This window comes from Frigoribacterium sp. CFBP 13729, from assembly GCF_014841875.1.
Lineage (GTDB): Bacteria > Actinomycetota > Actinomycetes > Actinomycetales > Microbacteriaceae > Frigoribacterium.
This window is the reverse complement of record NZ_JACYUR010000009.1, coordinates 43,690-60,997: the sequence shown is the minus strand read 5'-3', so window position 1 is coordinate 60,997 and position 17,308 is coordinate 43,690. Positions and strand designations below refer to the sequence as shown.

Here is a 17,308-nt window from a genome sequence, read left to right as displayed (position 1 = left end):
GCCCCGTCGACCGCTTCGCGGGCGGTGTCGACGACGGTCGCCCCGACGCCGGCGAGCGGCTCGGCCTTGTCGCGGGTGCGGTTCCACGCCGTGACGTCGTGCCCCTCGCGCAGGAGCGTCCTGACGACGCCCTGCCCCATGATCCCCGTGCCCAGCACCGCGACCTTCATGCCTGCTCCTCGCCTGCGGCCGGGCGTCTCGCCGGGCCGCGTCGTCGTGTTCGTGTTCGTGTTCGTGTTCGTGGTGTCGATCGTGTTCGGTCGACGCACCGATGGCGCCGCGCGCCGCCGGGGTCGACCGTACGCCCGGCCGCCGACACCGGACCCGGGAGGCGCACCGCGCCTCCTGCAGCGGATCCGGGGAGGGGCGACGCGCCTCCGGCAGCCGTTCCCGGAAAGCGTCACGCGCCTCCTCGAGGGGCCCCGGGAGGCGCGGTCCGGGTCAGTCGATGGCGTCCGACCCGAGGGGGTCGCGCCGGATCGCGCGGCGGACCCGCTCGACGACCGACGGGGTCGGCGGCTCGTTGTAGGTGCCGGCCTCCTCCTGGCCGCTCAGTCGTTGGATCGCGGCCATCACCTCGTCCGTCGCGTGCCGCCTGGCGCGACCCGACTTGGCGTCGCCGTGGTGCGAGAGGTCGATCGGCTCGCCGAACTCGACGGTGAAGCGACGGAGGCGCGGCACGGTCGTGCCGACCGGCTGCAGCTCCTGGGTGCCCGTCAGCGCGACGGGCACGACCGGGGCGCCGCTCGTCAACGCGAGCCAGGCGACGCCGGTCCGGCCCTTGTACAGGCGACCGTCGAGCGACCGCGTGCCCTCGGGGTAGATCGCGAAGGCGTGCCCCTCGGTGAGGCGGCCCAGGCCGAGGTCGAGGGCCTGCTGGGCGGCGGCGCCTGCGCCCCGCTCGACGCCGATGGCGCCGATGCCCGAGAAGAACGACCGGCTGAGCCGCCCCTTGAGGCCGGTGCCCGTGAAGTAGGCGTTCTTGGCGAGGAACGAGACCTCGCGCGGGGCCATGAGCGTGATCACGACGCTGTCCATGAACGAGAGGTGGTTGCTCGCGAGGATGACAGCACCGCGGCGGGGGACGTTGCGCCGCCCGACGACCCTCGGGCGCCAGAGCAGCCGGACGAGGGGCACGAGCACGACGCGGCTGAGGAAGGTGAGCACGGCACCACTGTGGCGCAGACGGCATGCCTCGCGGGGCATGCGCAGCATCGTGCGCGTCGCGTCGAACCTGCCGACGAGCCCTCCTGGGGTCCGTTCCCGGACCGGTCGCGGCAGCGACGTCGGCCTCCGCGGAAGCGAGATCTACTCACCCTTTCACCGCCTCCTCGGGCGGGGCGGGTGGCGGGCAGGGCCGCCCCTCTGGCCCGCTGTCGCCCGGTGCGGGGACAACGGGTGTCCCCCTCAGGGAGGATTGCGGCCCGTCCGAGCCCCTCCCTATGCTCGCCGCGTGGGGACTGGACGAGGTACAGGAGCGCAGCGGGGGCTGACGTTCGACGACGGACGACGGACGCAGGGCGACCTCGTCGAGGGGCCGCTCGACGGCCTGCTGCCGCTGCCCGCGGGTCGCGTGAGGCGGGCCGCCTGGCTGCTCGCCCCCGTCTGGCACGTCGGCTTCGCCGTGCTCTCCGTGCTCGGCGCGGTCCACGCCGGCCACGTCGGCACCGTGGCCCCGCTCGCCGCGACGGCGCTCTACGCGACCGCCGGGGCGCTCTTCGCCGCGGTGGCGGCGACGCTCGTCGCCCTCCGCGTGCAGGGCACCCGAGGAGGCACGGTGCCGCTGGTCCCGGTGCGCGCGGCCTACCTGACCACGCCCCTGGCGAGCGCGATGCTGCTCTCTGCGGCGTACGTGACCCGACTGGGCGGCGGGCCCTTCCTCGGCGGGTTCGGCGCGATGATCGCCCTCACCGTCGCACTCGTGATGCTCGCCCAGCGGACGACGGAGCTGCGGCTCGGGTCGGCCGGGCCCGTCTCGGAGCGACGGACGCCGACGGCGCCGGTCGCGATCGTGCCTGCACCTGTGGTGCCTCCCGGCGTCCCTTCCGAGCAGGCTGCCCCGCGCCGCTGATCTGCCGCCACGACTCCTCCGCGCCGACGCGGTCGTTCACGCGAGACCCTGGTGCCTCATACGACCCGAAAGGGACGAGGTGACGCGGGGCCCCGCGTCACCTCGTCCCGTTCGCGTCAGCCAGGCCCGGCATTCGGCTGGGCGGCCCGTCAGTAGTTGTCGTCGGGCGGGACGGACTCGTCGTACGGGTCCCACGGCGGCTCGTCGTCGAACGGGAACGGCTCCGAGTCGGCCGCCGGGGCCGTGCTCGTCGTCGGCGCCGGGCGGGAACTGCGTGCGGCGGGACGACTGCGGGAGCTCGTCTCCGCCCGGAACGACGGGGTCGGGCCAGAGGCCGAGGTCGAGCCAGACGTCGAGCCCGAGTCGGCCGCGCCGGTGCCGGCACCGGACTCGGCCGCCCGGGCCGCCGCCTCCTCGGGGGCCACCCCCGAGACGACGTCGAGCACCTGCTGGCCGTAGGTGTCGAGCTTCTTCTGGCCGACGCCGCTGATGCCCGCCAGCTCGCCCATCGAGCCCGGACGGCTCGACGCGATGCCCCGCAGCGTGACGTCGCCGAAGACGACGTAGGCCGGGACGCCCTGCGCCTTCGCGATGCCCGCCCGCCACTGGCGGAGCGTCTCGAACAGCGGCACGTCGGCCGCGTCGAGGTCGGCAGCCCCGGAGCCGCCGCGTGACCCTCGCGACGAGCCGCTGCCCGACGACCCGCGGGCTCCGCGGACGCGGGGAGCCTTCTCCGGCTCTTTGCGGAGGCGGACCTGCTTCGCCCCCGAGAGCACCTCGGCCGCCGCGTCGGTGATGAGCAGGGTGCCGTAGCCGTCGGGCGAGACCGCGAGCACCGACTGGGCGAGCAGCTGGCGGACCACCCCGCGCCACTCGATCTCGCTGAGCTCGGTGCCGATGCCGAACGTCGAGAGCTGCTCGTGGCGGTTCTGCGTGATGCGCGGCGTCGTGCGGCCGAGCAGGATGTCGATGATCTGCCCCGCGCCGAACTGCTGGTTCCGCTCGCGCTTGAGGCGCACGATCGTCGACAGCAGCTTCTGCGACGGGACGGTGCCGTCGAGGGCCTGCGGCGGGTTCAGGCAGGTGTCGCAGTTGTGGCACGGCGTGCTCGCCTGGCCGAAGTAGCCGAGCAGCTGCACGCGCCGGCACTCGACGGTCTCGCAGAGGGCGAGCATGGCGTCGAGGTGGGCGCCGAGCTTGCGGCGGTGCTCGGCGTCGCCCTCGGACTGGTCGATCATCCGGCGCTGCTGCATGACGTCCTGCAGGCCGTAGGCGAGCCAGGCGGTCGACGGCAGGCCGTCGCGCCCCGCTCGACCGGTCTCTTGGTAGTAGCCCTCGACCGACTTCGGCAGGTCGAGGTGCGCGACGAACCGCACGTCGGGCTTGTCGATGCCCATGCCGAAGGCGATGGTCGCGACCATGACGATGCCGTCCTCTCGGAGGAACCGCGACTGGTTGCGTGCTCTCGTGCCGGCGTCGAGGCCCGCGTGGTACGGCAGGGCGGCGATGCCCTGCTTGACGAGGAACTCGGCCGTGCCCTCGACGGACTTGCGCGACAGGCAGTAGACGATGCCCGCGTCGCCCTCGTGCTCGGCACGGATGAACCGGAGCAGCTGCTGCTGCGGGCCGTCCTTCGCCTCGATGCGGTACTGGATGTTGGGCCGGTCGAAGTCGGCGACGAAGTGCGCCGCGTCGTCGAGCTCGAGCCGACGGGAGATCTCGCGGTGCGTCGTCTCGGTCGCAGTGGCGGTGAGGGCGATGCGGGGCACGTCGGGCCAGCGCTCGTGCAGCACCGACAGCTCGAGGTAGTCGGGGCGGAAGTCGTGGCCCCACTGAGCCACGCAGTGCGCCTCGTCGATGGCGAACAACGAGACCCGGCCGCGGTCGAGCAGCGACTTGGTCGAGTCGAGCTTCAGCCGTTCGGGAGCGAGGTAGAGCATGTCGAGCTCGCCGGAGACGAAGGCCTGCTCGACGGCTCGCCGCTGGTCGGGATCCTGTGTCGAGTTGAGGAACGACGCCCGCACGCCGACCGCCTCGAGGGCGTCGACCTGGTCTTGCATCAACGCGATGAGGGGCGAGACGACGACGCCCGTGCCCGGCCGGACGATCGCCGGCACCTGGTAGCAGAGCGACTTGCCGCCGCCGGTGGGCATCAGCACGAGGGCGTCGCCGCCGCCGACCACCTGGTCGATGATCGCGGCCTGGTCGCCGCGGAACGCGTCGTAGCCGAAGACGCGCTGCAGCACCTCGAGAGGAGCCCCGGCGGGGCCCGACGAGGAGGGCGCGGCGGTGGCGGTGGGTGCGGCGGGGTCGGTCACGCGACGAGTCTAGGAGGCTGCGCCGACAGCGTCAGCCGACCTGCGCCTCCTCGTGGACGGTGCCGTCGGCGGGCGATGCCGGGGAGGACCGACGCTCCCCCGACCTGTGGAAGGCACGGGTCACGAGCCACGCCCAGACCGGCGTGCAGACGACCGTGACGGCGAGACCCAGCGGGCTGCCGTCGCTCGCCTCGGTGCCCGCGAAGGGCGCCAGCAGCAGGAACAGGACGGTGTTGTTGAGCACGTGGCCGACGATGGCGGCCTCGAGCCCTCCCGTCCGCCAGGTCAGCCACGCCGCCGCGACCCCGAACACGGCGACGTCGAGCATTCCCCACGGGTTGTAGGCGTGCGACAGCGCGAACGCGGCCGTCGGCAGCACGATCGCGACCACGGGCCAGGCGATCCACGACCCGAGCGCCTGCATGGCGAAGCCGCGGAAGACGAACTCCTCGGCGGAGGCCTGCAGCGGCACGAGCAGCAGGATGACGAGCGCCGACCAGACGATCGTGGCCGGCGGCGTCGTCACGGGACCCGTGCCGATCGCCTGGCCCGTCAGCGGGGGCAGCACGAGGTAGCTGAGGCCGACCGTCAGCGTCATGAGCACGAGGGCGGCGGGCAGCGTGCGGGCCATCCAGCGCCAGCGGAGGCGGCCGGTGACGCTCGACAGCTGGCCGAGTCGTCCGAGGCCGGCGAGCTTCGTCGCGAGCAGGGCAGCAGGCAGCAGCGTCGCGATGGACGCGAGCGTCGTGAGCAGGACGAGCGGCTGGGAGGCGTCGAGCGGGTCGTCCTGGACGCCCTGCGCGACCGTCGAGGTGAGTTCCTGGCCGCCGACCGCCCGGAGGACCGCGAAGATCGCCAGCACGACCGCGTTCGCGAGCACCCAGTAGAGGACGGCGCCGATCACGGCGGCGAGCAGCGGCCGCCACCAGCGGTACGTCGGCAGCGCACGGAACAGCCGGTGGTACTCGACGGAGGCGGTGGTCACGCCCCCGAGGTTAACGCCGGCGGCCCGGCCGCACCTGTGCAGNAGCTCGCGACGGCGGCGGAGGCGCGTGGCCGTGAGCACGCCGGCTCCGGCGAGCATCAGGGCGAGCGCCGCCAGGAGGCCCGTCGTGGCCGCGTCCGAGCCGGTGAAGGCGAGGTCGCCCGCGGCCGCGGGGCGCGGGGTCGAGCTGGAGCCCGTGCCCGCGCCGGTGCCTGGACCCGCGCCGGGTGCGGCACCCGCGCCGGTGCCCGGGGTGCCGGGCGTGCCCGGGTCACCGTCGCCGGGGGTCGGGTCGACGACCACGGGGGCCGCGGCGGCGACGAACACGATCGGCAGGTCGACCTCCGTGCCGGTGCCCGCCACCGCGAGGCGGAGCGAGCGCGTGACGGGGCCAGCCGTGGGGGCGATGATGCCCTCCGGGACGGTGAAGGTCAGGGTCGCGGTGCCCTGCTCGTCGCCCGAGTCGAGGTTCGTCGCGTCGATCGGTGCCGACGCGAGCTGCACGCCGTCGAGCGAGGCCGTGACCACGCCCGTCGCCCCGGGGGCGGCCTGGCTGAGCACGAGCGACGACAGCGTCATCGACACGACGTCGCCGGCAGCGAACCCGGCGGCGGGCGCGGGCGTCAGGCCTGCCACGCCGACGGACCGCGACGCGAAGTCGGGCTGGGACTGCTCGTCCTCAGGCTGGGCGGCGAAGTAGTCGAGCTGGCTCTGCAGGTCGACCTTGCCGCTGTCGGCGTGCGGGAGCCCGTTCGCGAAGGCCGTGAAGCCGTCGCCGCCCGACGCGAGGAAGGAGTTGACCGTCACCTTGTAGACCGCGGCGGGGTCGACGGGCGTGCCGTCGATCGACAGGGTGCTGATGCGTGCACCTGCGGGGGCCGTCGGGTCGTAGGTGTACGAGACGTTCGCCGACGTGCCGAGCTTGAGCGTGGTCGTCCGGGTGCTCGTCGGCCACTGCTGCTCGAGCGCGCGGCGGATGTCGTCGCCCGTCATGTCGACGACGACCAGGGTGTTCGCGAACGGCTGGACCGCAGCGGCGGCGCGGTAGGTGACGTCGCCGTCCGGACCGACGTACGTCAGGTCGGCGCGCAGGCCACCCGGGTTCATGAACGCGAGCTGTGCGCCGTTGGCCGTGGTCGTGGCGAGCTGGGCGTCGGCGACGAAGTTGCCGAGCGTGGACTCGCCGGCGCGGTTCTCGATGACGCCGCCGGACTGCCGGGCACGGTTGAACGAGTCGCCGATCGAGCCGATCACCTCACGCCCCCGCACCTCGGCCACGGCGACCGCGTCGGCCACGATCTTCGCGATGTCGGGGTTCGGGCCCGCCGGGTAGCCGAACAGCTTCTGCTGGGCGAGCAGGTTCGCGGTGACCGTGTCTCGCGGCGCACCCGTCGCCGCCGGGTCGACCGACAGCGTCAAGTGGCTGAGGAAGGCGCCGTAGCTGCTGGTCTGGACCACGGGACGCGGGACGGTGCCGCCGTCGGGCACGACGGTGGTGTTGTACTGGGCGTGCGTGTGCGCCGACAGGATGGCCGAGACGTCGGGGCTGACGCCGCGGGCGATGCGCCCGAAGGCGGTGTCGCCCCCGATGGCCGCCGGGGTCGCGTCCGCGGCGCCCTCGTGGACGAGCAGCACGATGGCGTCGGCGCTGTCGGCGGCGACGATCTCCGCGGCCGCCGCGTTGACGGCCGGGACGATGGGCGTGAAGGTGAGCCCCTCGATCCCGTCCGGCGAGACGAGCGTCGGCATCGTCTCGGTGACGGCGCCGATGAAGGCGACGCGGACGCCGTTGGCCGTCGTCTTCACGACGTAGGGGTCGTACGCGTGCTCGGCACCGCGCATGATGTTCGCCGCGACGTAGGGGAAGTCGCTGAGGTCGTCGACCCGTCCGTCGAGGTCGTCCTGGCCCTGGTCGAACTCGTGGTTCCCCGTGGCCGAGACGTCGAGGCCGATCGAGTTGAGCGCCTCGATCGTCGGCTCGTCCTGCTGGATGAACGAGGTGAAGGTCGACGCTCCGATGTTGTCGCCCGACGACACGAAGAGCGTGCTCGGATTCGAGGCCCGCACCGCGTCCACGGCGCCCGCGAGCGAGACAGCGCCGCCGATCACCGTGTTGCGGCCCACGCCGTCGTCGGCTTCGATGCGGCCGTGGAAGTCGTTGATGCCGACGATGTCGACGGTGAGCGGGGCGGCCTGGGCGGCCGGGGCGGCGACGAGGACGCCGAGGCCCATCGTGGTGACGGCGACGAGCGAGAGGGCGGCGCGGCGACGTCGCCGGCCCCCGTTCTCGCGCTGGGGTGTGGCGGCGGGGCGGGGGCGCATGACGAGTGTGTCTCCTGGTGGGCTGCGGGGTGGGGCCGGATCGGCCTCGACGGCCTGCCCCCCGGTCGAGGGACGGCCCCCACGACCATAAGATCCAGCTGGGAGTCCGACAAGGCCTCCCGCAGCTTCGTCATCCGTTGTTAACGCGACGGCCGTCTCGCGAGGCGACAGCTGTCGTCCTGGCTCGCCCCGCACCTCCTGGAGTCGCCGTGATCGCCGCCGTCCTCGGCCTGCTGGCCGCCGCCTCCTACGGCTCGGCCGACTTCCTCGGCGGACTCGCGGCCCGCCGGATCGCCCCGCTGCGCGTCACGGCGATCGCCGCCGCGAGCGGGCTGGTGGTGCTCGCGCTGCTGCTGCTCGTCGTGCCCGGCACGGCCTCGACGGCGGCCGTCGGCTGGGGCCTGCTCAGCGGCGTCGCGGGAGCCGTCGCCCTCGCCCTGCTCTACGCCTGCCTCGCCCTCGGGCCCATGAGCATCCTCTCGCCCCTCACGGCGGTGGTCTCGGCGATCGTGCCGGTGGGGGTCGGACTGGCGCAGGGCTCCCGACTGGGAGGCGCGGGCTGGGCCGGCATCGCGCTCGCCCTCGTCGCCGTGGTGCTCGTCGGGTTCGTGCCCGATCCGTCGGCTCCGCGACCGAGCGCGCGCGGGCTGCTGATGGCCCTGGGCGCCGGCGCGGGGATCGGGCTGGTGCTCGTGTTCCTCGACCGGACGCCGGACGACTCCGGGCTCGTGCCGCTCGTCGCCAACCGGTCGGCGAACCTCGTGCTGACGGGAGGGGCGGTGCTGCTGCTGCTTCTCGTCGCGCGGGTGCGGGGGCGCTCGCGAGCCGAGGAGCCGGGGCGTGCTCCTCTGCGGCAGCGGGGCGAAGGAGGCGCGGCGCCGGTCGCCGAGGCCGCCCCGCACCTCCTGCCCCTGCGTCGCGCCCTGGGGCTGGCCCTCGCCTGCGGCGTCGCCGACAGCGGGGCGAACGTGCTGATCCTCGTGGGGCTGCGGGTCGGCGACCTCACCGTGATGAGCGTGCTGACCGCGCTCTACTCGGCGGCGACCGTCGTGCTCGCGGCCGTCGTGCTGCGCGAGCGGCTGACGAGGGCTCAGATCGGCGGGCTCGTGCTGGCCCTCGGCGCGGCGGCGCTGCTGGCGCTGGACTGAGCGGCGCCGCGCTGAGCGGCCGTGCGGGCTGGCCGGGCGGGCCGCCGGCCAGGCGGGCTGGCCGGCGGCTCAGTCCTCGATGAGGCGCTTGCCGTAGACGACGACGTCGGACGGCTCGTAGCCGAGGCTGCCCCAGGTCGCCTCGGCGGTGTCGTTGCCGGAGCGCACCATCAGCTGCACCTTCGGGCAGCCGGCCTCGAGCAGCAGGCGCTCGGCCTCGGCGACGATCTGGCGGGCGCGGCCGCCGCCGCGGTGCCCGGGCGCGACGGCGACGTACCAGAGCCAGCCGCGGTGGCCCTCGTGACCGGCCATGGCGGTCGCGACCAGCACCTCCTCGGGGCTGCCGGTCCTGTCGACCGGCTGGACGAGCTCGGTGCCGACGAGGAAGAGCTCGGGCTGCACCGCGAGCTTGCGCTCGATGTCGCGGTGCGGGTCGTTCCAGGGGCGCGTGAGGCCGCACTCGTGCCAGAGGGCGACGACGGCCTCGGTGTCGGCGGGGGCGAAGGGACGGATCTGCATCCGACGATGCTGGCACGGACGGGAGGAGGGACGGCCCAGGGGGCCCGGGCATACTGTGTCGCGTCCGTCCGCCGTCAGAGAGGTGCCCGATTTGTCCGCTGCTCCCCGCCGCCTGGCCGTGCTCGGCTCGCCGATCGCCCACTCCCTGTCGCCCGCCCTCCACCGGGCGGCCTACGCGGAGCTCGGGCTCGACTGGCACTACGACCGCGCGGAGGTCGCCTCGGGCGAGCTCGAGCAGTTCCTGGCCGGGACCACCGGCGGCACCGGCACCGGCGACACCGGCGACCGACCCTGGCGCGGGCTGAGCCTCACGATGCCGCTCAAGCGCGAGGTCCTCCCCCTGCTCGACACGGTCTCGCCGCTCGCCCTGTCGCTCGGCGTGGCCAACACGGTCGTCATCGACGACGACGGACGCCGCCACGGCCACAACACCGACGTCGACGGCATCGTCCGCACGGTCGAGGCGCACCACGACGCGCGCCCCGAGAGCGCGACGATCCTCGGTGGCGGGGCCACCGCCTCCTCGGCCATGTGGGCCGCGTGGCAGCTCGGAGCCCGCTCGTTCTCGGTGCACCTGCGGAACCCCATGCGTGCCGGCGAGCTGACCTCGCTGGCCAGCGAGCTGGGCGGCGACATCAGCATCGCGCCCCTGACCGAGCTCGTCACGCTGGCTCCGCTCGACTTCGTCATCAGCACCCTGCCCGGCGGGGTCGCCGACGACCTCCCGCTCCGCCCGCGGAGCGGGTCGTCGATCCTGTTCGACGTCGCCTACGAGCCGTGGCCGACCCGCGTCGCGTCGACCTGGTCGGCCGACGGCGGCATCGCGTTCAGCGGGCTCGACATGCTGTTCGAGCAGGCGGTGTCGCAGGTGCGCCTGTTCACGGGACGGGCGCAGGAGGAGCGGCTCGACGACGAGGACCGGGTGCGCGCCGCCATGCGCGCCGCGGTCGGCCTGCCGGAGACGGGCTCGACCGCGGCGACGGCCGCGACCGCGGCGAGCACTGCGGACGCCGCCATCGCCTCCGCCGCCACGACGACCTCGCCGGTGGCCTGACGTGCGCCCGACGCCCCAGCCCGCGACGCTGCGGTCGCTCGTGCTCGGCGACGGCCGGCCCGCGGTGTGCGTGCCCCTCGTCGCCCGGACCGCCTCGGCGCTCGGCGAGGCTGCCGGCCAGCTGACCCGCGCCTCCTACGACCTCGTCGAGCTGCGGGTCGACCACCTCACGGCCGTCGACGACGCCGAGAAGGTCCGTGAGGCGGTCGCGGCCGTCCGGGCCGCGCTGCCCGACGACGTCCCCGTGCTGTTCACGTTCCGCACGAAGCAGGAGGGCGGCGACCGCGACATCACGCCCGAGGAGTACGGCGACCTGCTCACCCGCACGATCCGCGACGGGGGCGTCGACGCGGTCGACGTCGAGATGTTCACGCAGCCCGACATCCGGGAGGCGGTGGTCGAGACCGCTCACCACGCCGGCGTCGTCGTCGTCATGTCGTCGCACGACTTCGCGGGCACGCCGCCGCGGGCCGAGATCCTCTCGCGCCTGCTGCAGCAGCAGGAGCACGGCGCCGACGTCGTGAAGCTCGCCGCGATGCCCGCGAGCCCGGCCGACGTGCTCACCCTGCTCGCGGCGACGGACGACTTCCGGTCGGGCCCGGGCCTCGTGCCGGCGATCACCATGTCGATGGGCCCGCTGGGCGCGGCGTCCCGGCTCGTCGGCGAGACCTTCGGGTCGTGCCTCACGTTCGCCGCAGCGACGGCGGACGGGGCGAGCGCGCCCGGGCAGCTCGACGCGGCGGGCGTGCGCTCGGCGTTGGACCTGCTGCACGGAGCGACGACGCCCGAGGCGTGAGCCGCGCGCGGGCTGCGGGCTGCGGGCTGCGGGTTGCGGGGGCTGAGGCCGGGGACGGGGCGGGCTGCGCACCATGGGCTCCGACGGACCCGGCCCTGTGTCCCACACCGGGAAACACGAGCGACGGACGTCGCTGAACAGGGACTCCAGGGCCGGGTACCCGCCGGAGTGAGTTGAGGATACCGCGAGGACGCGGCCCGGCGGGAGGAGGTCTCCCGACGTACTTGTGCGACGGTCGTCGCCCCCGTGGCGCCGTCTGCCCCCGTGCACGCCCGAAGAAGGGGTGACGCAGAAGGCGCGGCGTCGGTACCGTGGCCCACCGCGGTGGACACTCCCCCGCTCGACGAAGGAGACACCATGAGCATCGGCGGCGGAATCGCCTTGATCGTGATCGGCGCGATCCTCGCGTACGCCCTGGACTTCCAGGTCGCGGGCATCGACATCATGCTGATCGGCTACATCCTCATCGCGGCGGGCGTCCTCGTGACGATCCTCGGCATCGTGTTCGCGACGCGTCGTCGCCGCACCGTGACCGAGGCGCGTACGGCCGTCGACCCGGCCAGCGGCGAGCAGGTCACGCGTCGCTCGACGCAGGACGGCGGCGGCCCGGTCGTCTGACCGGCTCTGCCGACACGCACCCTCCCGGGGTCGATGAACATCGACGGGCGGGTTCGTCCCGGGCGGGCGCTCACGAGCGCCCGGTCGCGACGGACCCGCCCGTCCCTGTGCGCCGGGCTCGGGCTCAGGCTCGGGCGCAGCCAGCCGCGGTCAGGCGCAGCCGAGCTCAGTCGGGCCCCGGCGGCTCCTAGCCGGGCGCGATCGCGATCGCGCCCGGCTAGGACCCGACGGTGGTGCGCAGCACCGACGAGCCGTCCGGCTGCCGTCGCACCTCGATGCGGTCGGCGATGCGCTGCTTGAGCTCGTCGACGTGGCTGACGATGCCGATCACGCGACCCGTGTCGGACAGGCGCCCGAGCTCGGTCATCACCGCGTCGAGGGTCTCGGGGTCGAGCGAGCCGAAGCCCTCGTCGACGAAGAGGGTGCCGAGCTCGAGCCCGCCGGCCTCGGCCTGCACGACGTCGGCGAGCCCGAGCGCCAGGCTGAGCGACGCGTAGAAGGTCTCGCCGCCCGAGAAGCTCGCGGGGTCGCGTGTCGTGTCGGTCGCGTGGTCGCGGATCGCGAGGGCGAGGCCCACCCGACGCGATCGTGACCGCTGCTCGCGCTCGTCCGACGCCTCCAGCCCGTACCGGCCGCTCGACATGACGCCGAGCCGGGCGTTGGCCGCGGCGACCACGTCGTCGAAGCGTCGCAGCAGCACGTAGGTGCCGAGGGTCACGCCCTTGACGTTGACGGAGCCGGTCGCGCTGGCGAGGTCGGCCATCCGCACGACGGCCCGGGCCTCGTCGGCGACCTCGGCCCCGGCCCGCTGCGCACGTCGGAGGTCGTCGAGGGCCGCCGCCGACGCGGTCGCCCGTGCGGCACGCCGGGTCGCGAGCTCGGCTGCCCCGGCGAGGGCGGCCTCGGCCGCGGCCAGCGACTCGACGGCGGAGTCGACGTCGACCTCCTCGTCGCCGGACAGACCGGCGACCTCGGGCTCGGCCAGCCCGGAGGCGACGACGGCGAGGTCGGCCTCGTGCCGTCCGACCCGGGTGCGCAGCGTGTCACGCTCGGGCGCCGGCAGCACGGCGCGCGCCGCGGCCGCGGCGTCGTCGAAGCCCGACTCGGCGAGGGCAGCGGCCAGCTCTGCCGCGCGTTGGGCTCGCGCGTCGACGGCGGTCCCGTGGGCGTCGACGGCGCGCAGGAGGCGCTCGGCGGCCTCGGCGCGGGCCCGACGCTCGGCGACGATGCCGGCGACGGACTCGCCTGCCCCCGCCAGCGCGGCCCCGACCACGGCCGCGTCGTCGTCGAGTCGCCGCTGCTCGCCGACGAGACGCTCGGCCAGGGTCGCGTGCTCGGTCAGGACCACGGCGAGAGCCGACCGGCGACGCTCGGTGTCGGCGTCGAACGCGACGAGCGCGCGCTCGGCCGCCGCGAGGACCTGCTCGGCGGCCACGGCCTCGCGCACCAGCAGCCGGGCAGCGTCGACCACCACCCGGGCAGCGTCGACATCGAGGCCGTCGAGAGCCGTGCGCGCGTCGTCATGTCGGGCCTCGGCGGCGGAGGCGAGCTCGGCCGCGCGGCGCTGCGCGTCCTGCGCCGACCGGGCACGAGCGGCGGCGAGGTCGACGTCGTCGTCGCTCGGGTGCTCGGGGGTGAGGGCAGCCGGGGCCGGGTGCTCGACGGAGCCGCAGACCGGGCAGGGCTCACCCGCCGAGAGCGTCGTCGCGAGCTGGCCCGCGAGCCCGGCGATCTGGCGGAGGCGCAGGGCCGACTCGGCCTCGACGGCCGAGACCGCGTCGCGGCTGGCGGACGCGAGCGCCGTCGCGGCCTGCTCGGCGTCCCGCTCGAGGACCGCGACGCGGTCGAGGGCGGCGGCCTGCTGCTCGGCGGTCGCCAGCGCCTGTTCGGCCGCGGGGCGGCCTCCTGCTCGACGGGCGGCATCGTCGCGCTCGGCCTCGAGCACCTCGCGGGCCTCGGGCCGACCGGCGAGCTCGGCGTCGGCGGCAGCACGGGCCTCGTCGAGTGCGGACAGTCGCGCCTGGGTCGACTCGACGGCGGTTCGCCGCGCCGGCAGCGCCGCCTCGACCTTGGCCGTCTCGGCGAGCAGGGCCAGCTCGGACCGGAGCCGGTCGCGCTCGGCCACCAGCGCGGCCGCGTCGGGGGCGGGGGCGGCATCGGCATCGGGGGCGGGGGCGGCGGCGGGGGCGGCGGGCACGCTCGAGGCTTCAGCGGCGGCGGCGGCGTCGGCGTCGGGTCGAGCGTCGGCACCAGCGGCGCCGGCAGCGGCTACCCCGGCTACGGAGGCCGCGCGCGCAGCACGGGCGAGCTCGTCCGCCGTCGCACGGACCGCCTCCTCGGCTCTGGCTGCACCTCGGGCTGCTCCCGTGACGAGGTCGGCACGGGCGGCAGCGTCGAGGTCGTCACGCGCCTCGTGGACGGCCGGCTCGGCGGCCTCGAGCTGGGCGGCGCGGACGAGCAGCGCGGCCCGACGGTCGAGGGCCTCACGGAGCCGACGTCGTGCGTCGAGGGTCGACCTCAGCTCGTCGCGACGGGCTGCCCGCCGGTCACGGAGCGACTGCGCCGTGGCGGCCGCCGCCACGAGGTCGGCGAGGACCGCGTCCGGGTCGGAGTCGGGCCCGGCATCGAGCCGTTCCGCGAGGTCACGGACGACGACGATCGCGGCGTCGGCGTCGGCGTCGGACGCCCCGTCACCCTGGGTTGCGTCGCCGTCGAGCGCGGAGCCACCCTGTGCGGGCTCGTCATGAGCGCCCCCGAGCTCGTCGTCGCTGCCGACGCCGGCGGCCTCGCGCAGGCGCGCCCAGCCGAGCTCGACGGCGTGGTCGGCGGCGGCCACCTCGGTGTTCGCCGAACGCCGAGCCTCGACGAGCTGCGCCGTCGTCGCCTCGTAGATCTCGGTGCCGAAGAGCGACTGGAGCATCGTGCGACGCTCCTCTCCCGTCGAGCGGAGGAACGCGGCGAACTCGCCCTGGGGCAGCACGACCGTCTGCACGAACTGCTGGCGCGTCAGGCCGAGGATGCGTCCGATCTCGCCACCCACCTCCTGCGTGCTGGTCGAGACCGGCTCGCCGCCGGTCGCGTCGGGAGACGTCAGGCGGACGAGGGTCGCCGTGGCGTTCGCCGGGGTCGTGCCCGTGCCGGTCTTCTTCGGCCGCCGCCAGGCCGGGGTGCGCCTCACCCGGTGGATGCCCGCGGCGGTCTCGAAGACGAGCTCGACGAACGGCTCGACGTCGGGGGCGGCGTGGTGGCTGCGCAGCCGGTCGCGGCTCGCACCCTCGCCGGCCAGCGACCCGTACAGCGCGAAGACGATGGCATCGATCACCGTCGACTTGCCCGCGCCCGTCGGCCCTTCGAGCAGGAAGGTGCCGGACGCGCCCAGCTCGGCGAAGTCGACCGTGTGCTCGCCCGCGTACGGCCCGATGGCGCGGAGGGTGAGGCGGTGCAGGTTCACGCGGACTCCTCGGCGCTGCGGGCGGTCTCGTAGGCGTGCCGCACGGCCGCGAGCTCGGCGTCGGTCGCGGCGCCGCCCGAGGCGAAGGCGACGAAGTCGGCGGCCACCTCGAGCGGATCGGTCTCGGCAGTCACGAGGCGGAGTGCGGGGGCGTCGACGGCGCCGACCGGCTCGTGCAGCACGACGAGCGCGTGCGGGAAGTGCGCCTTGACCCGGCTGTACAGGCGCTCGGGATGGACCGGGTCGGTCACGTGCACGCGCAGCCACGCGTCGCGCAGGCCGTCGTGTCGGCCGTCGAGCAGGTGCTCGAGGGTGTCGGTCACCTCCGCGAGCCGGCGCGGGACGGGAGCAGGCACGAGTTCGACCGTCGCGCCTCCCCCGGCGTCGAGGTCGACGAGCGCGGTCGACTTGACGTGCCCGAGCTCGCCGAACGAGAAGGCCACGGGCGAGCCCGAGTACCGGATCACGGGTCGCTCGCCGCGGGACGCGCCGATGCGCTGGGCGCCGTGGAGGTGCCCCAGGGCCACGTAGTCGACGCCGTCGAGCACGGCCGAGGGCACCGAGTCGACCCCGCCGACCCGGATGTCGCGCTCGCTCTCGCTGGCCTCGCCCCCGCTGACGAAGGCGTGTGCGACGACGACCGAACGGGTGCCGGGGCGCGAGGCGAGGTCGGCGCGCACCCTGTCCATCGCGGCCGCGACGACGGCCTCGTGCGACCTCGGCAACGGCAGGCGCTCGGCGGCGGGGCCGGGCCCCGCATCGGCACCGAGGCTCGCATCCTCGCCGGCACCCGCACCGACACCCAGCGCCAGCGTGTGCCGGACCGTGTCGGGGTCCAGGTACGGCAGCCCGTAGAACGCGACCGGCCCGTGCTCGTCGGCGACGACGACGGGCCGGTCGAGGGCCTCGACCGAGGCGAGCACGTGCAGTCCCGGCCGCATCAGCTCGGCCGCGAAGCCGAGCCGCACGGCGCTGTCGTGGTTGCCCGGGGTCACGATGACGACGGCGTGATCGCTCAGGCGCCGCAGGGCCGAGCCGAGGAGGCGGACGCTCGGCACCGAGGGGACGGCCCGGTCGTACACGTCGCCCGCCACCACGACGACGTCGACGTCGCGCTCGGCCACGAGCGAGACGAGGTGGTCGACGAACGCGGCCTGGTGCTCGAGCAGGTCGACCCCGTGCAGGGTGCGCCCGAGGTGCCAGTCGCTGGTGTGCAGGATGCGCACGGTCGCCCCCTCGTCGTGGTCGGTGTGGCCGTGACGGCCGTCGTCAGATCGCCGCCACTGTATCGGCGGCCGCCGACACCGCCGACACCGCAGGGACGCTCGCTGGGACATCGGCACTCGCCCGGCACCGTTCCCGTACCCTCGAGCGCATGACCGACGACGCCGGCACCTGGGTCGAGTTCGCCGACGCCCCCAAGCAGCGGGCGTTCCTCCGGGTGATGCGGACAGCGTTGCCGATCGCGGTGCTCGTCGGCACGGCGAGCGCCTTCTTCTCGAAGTCGGGCGAGTCGCCGTTCCAGACCTGGGGCCTGATCACGGTGCCGATCTGGTTCGTCGGCTGGAGCACGGCGGCCGCGATCACCTGGAACGTCGTGCTGCGCCTCTCGCGACCGTTCGCGGTCGACGTCGCCGGGAAGCGCCTCCGGATCCGCGGTCGCGTGCTCGCGTTCGAGCAGGTCGACTCGGCCGAGCTGCTTCCCCTGTCGAGGGACGATGCCTCGGGGCTGCTGCTGCGCTTCGGGCAGAAGAAGGGGCGCAGAGCGTCCGTGCTGCTGCGCGACCGCGCCGAGCCCGTGCTCGACGACGAGCGCCGCGAGCTGCTGCTCGCCGTGATCCGCGGCTCGCGGATCGCCCGGCCCGTCAGCCCGCACGATCCGACCGGCGCGTTCGGTCGCTACAACTTCCCCGGCACGCTCGACCGCGAGGGCGCCGAGCAGGTCGTCCTGCAGCCGCCGGCCCCGGGCGAGCACGCGCCCTGACCCGTGCGCGCAGGAGGCGGGCGGGCGGTCACGACCCGCGCC

At 74.8% G+C, this 17,308-nt stretch carries 14 protein-coding genes; 6 read left to right on the top strand and 8 right to left on the bottom strand.

Features of this window, described 5'->3' with window-relative positions; translation table 11 throughout:
* Nucleotides 1-269: NAD(P)-binding domain-containing protein (locus IFT77_RS17615; protein ID WP_371741094.1), on the bottom strand; the 269-nt coding region annotated here is incomplete at its 3' end.
* 172 nt (nucleotides 270-441) lie between these two features.
* A complete protein-coding gene (locus IFT77_RS16050) occupies nucleotides 442-1,215 on the bottom strand; it encodes a lysophospholipid acyltransferase family protein (RefSeq protein ID WP_192170600.1) in 774 nt (257 codons plus the stop codon).
* Nucleotides 1,216-1,453: 238 nt separating this feature from the next.
* Here IFT77_RS16050 and IFT77_RS16045 point away from each other — a divergent pair, with 238 nt between their 5' ends.
* On the top strand, nucleotides 1,454-2,071 hold the full coding sequence (locus IFT77_RS16045) for a hypothetical protein (RefSeq protein ID WP_192170599.1): 618 nt from the start codon (nucleotides 1,454-1,456) through the stop codon (nucleotides 2,069-2,071).
* A gap of 149 nt (nucleotides 2,072-2,220) precedes the next feature.
* Here the strand turns inward: IFT77_RS16045 and recQ are convergent, their stop codons facing one another.
* The 3 genes from recQ to IFT77_RS17605 form a co-directional block, all read right to left on the bottom strand.
* Nucleotides 2,221-4,389: a DNA helicase RecQ gene (gene recQ / locus IFT77_RS16040; protein WP_192170598.1), complete on the bottom strand. Its 2,169-nt coding sequence runs from the start codon at nucleotides 4,387-4,389 to the stop codon at nucleotides 2,221-2,223.
* A 31-nt stretch (nucleotides 4,390-4,420) separates the two neighbouring features.
* On the bottom strand, nucleotides 4,421-5,374 hold the full coding sequence (locus IFT77_RS17610; protein WP_192042404.1) for a CPBP family intramembrane glutamic endopeptidase: 954 nt from the start codon (nucleotides 5,372-5,374) through the stop codon (nucleotides 4,421-4,423).
* Nucleotides 5,375-5,417: 43 nt separating this feature from the next.
* A partial coding sequence (locus tag IFT77_RS17605; protein ID WP_371741095.1) for a bifunctional UDP-sugar hydrolase/5'-nucleotidase occupies nucleotides 5,418-7,606 on the bottom strand: 2,189 nt, incomplete at its 3' end.
* 299 nt (nucleotides 7,607-7,905) lie between these two features.
* Here IFT77_RS17605 and IFT77_RS16030 point away from each other — a divergent pair.
* On the top strand, nucleotides 7,906-8,844 hold the full coding sequence (locus IFT77_RS16030) for an EamA family transporter (protein ID WP_192170596.1): 939 nt from the start codon (nucleotides 7,906-7,908) through the stop codon (nucleotides 8,842-8,844).
* A 69-nt stretch (nucleotides 8,845-8,913) separates the two neighbouring features.
* Here the strand turns inward: IFT77_RS16030 and IFT77_RS16025 are convergent, their stop codons facing one another.
* The gene (locus IFT77_RS16025; RefSeq protein WP_192170595.1) at nucleotides 8,914-9,363 is read right to left on the bottom strand and encodes a GNAT family acetyltransferase; all 450 of its coding nucleotides are present in this window, start codon (nucleotides 9,361-9,363) and stop codon (nucleotides 8,914-8,916) included.
* Nucleotides 9,364-9,445: 82 nt separating this feature from the next.
* Here IFT77_RS16025 and IFT77_RS16020 point away from each other — a divergent pair, with 82 nt between their 5' ends.
* From IFT77_RS16020 to IFT77_RS16010, 3 genes are all read left to right on the top strand, one after another.
* On the top strand, nucleotides 9,446-10,417 hold the full coding sequence (locus tag IFT77_RS16020) for a shikimate dehydrogenase (protein WP_371741093.1): 972 nt from the start codon (nucleotides 9,446-9,448) through the stop codon (nucleotides 10,415-10,417).
* 1 nt (nucleotide 10,418) lies between these two features.
* A complete protein-coding gene (gene aroD / locus IFT77_RS16015) occupies nucleotides 10,419-11,213 on the top strand; it encodes a type I 3-dehydroquinate dehydratase (protein WP_192170593.1) in 795 nt (264 codons plus the stop codon).
* Between the two features lie 357 nt (nucleotides 11,214-11,570).
* Nucleotides 11,571-11,831, top strand: a complete 261-nt coding sequence (locus IFT77_RS16010) for a DUF6458 family protein (RefSeq protein WP_123547128.1) — start codon at nucleotides 11,571-11,573, stop codon at nucleotides 11,829-11,831.
* Nucleotides 11,832-12,048: 217 nt separating this feature from the next.
* On the opposite strand, the gene IFT77_RS17320 is transcribed toward IFT77_RS16010, so the two are convergent.
* Nucleotides 12,049-15,282, bottom strand: coding sequence for an AAA family ATPase (locus tag IFT77_RS17320; RefSeq protein ID WP_192170592.1), 3,234 nt, complete (start codon nucleotides 15,280-15,282; stop codon nucleotides 12,049-12,051).
* Nucleotides 15,279-16,508 carry an exonuclease SbcCD subunit D C-terminal domain-containing protein gene (locus IFT77_RS16000; protein ID WP_192042398.1) on the bottom strand — a complete coding sequence of 410 codons (1,230 nt, stop codon included), beginning with the start codon at nucleotides 16,506-16,508 and terminating at the stop codon, nucleotides 15,279-15,281. Before IFT77_RS16000 ends, IFT77_RS17320 begins: the two co-directional genes overlap by 4 nt.
* A gap of 149 nt (nucleotides 16,509-16,657) precedes the next feature.
* Between IFT77_RS16000 and IFT77_RS15995 the strand changes: the two genes are divergently transcribed.
* Nucleotides 16,658-17,266 carry a hypothetical protein gene (locus tag IFT77_RS15995; RefSeq protein ID WP_192170591.1) on the top strand — a complete coding sequence of 203 codons (609 nt, stop codon included), beginning with the start codon at nucleotides 16,658-16,660 and terminating at the stop codon, nucleotides 17,264-17,266.
* The last annotated feature ends 42 nt before the right edge of the window (nucleotides 17,267-17,308 follow it).

Bases quoted from the DNA above. Each gene is read 5' to 3' on its own strand.
- IFT77_RS16010 (WP_123547128.1), top strand. From the start codon at position 11,571: ATGAGCATCGGCGGCGGAATCGCCTTGATCGTGATCGGCGCGATCCTC.
- IFT77_RS15995 (WP_192170591.1), top strand. From the start codon at position 16,658: ATGACCGACGACGCCGGCACCTGGGTCGAGTTCGCCGACGCCCCCAAG.
- IFT77_RS16025 (WP_192170595.1), bottom strand. From the start codon at position 9,363: ATGCAGATCCGTCCCTTCGCCCCCGCCGACACCGAGGCCGTCGTCGCC.
- IFT77_RS16050 (WP_192170600.1), bottom strand. From the start codon at position 1,215: ATGCTGCGCATGCCCCGCGAGGCATGCCGTCTGCGCCACAGTGGTGCC.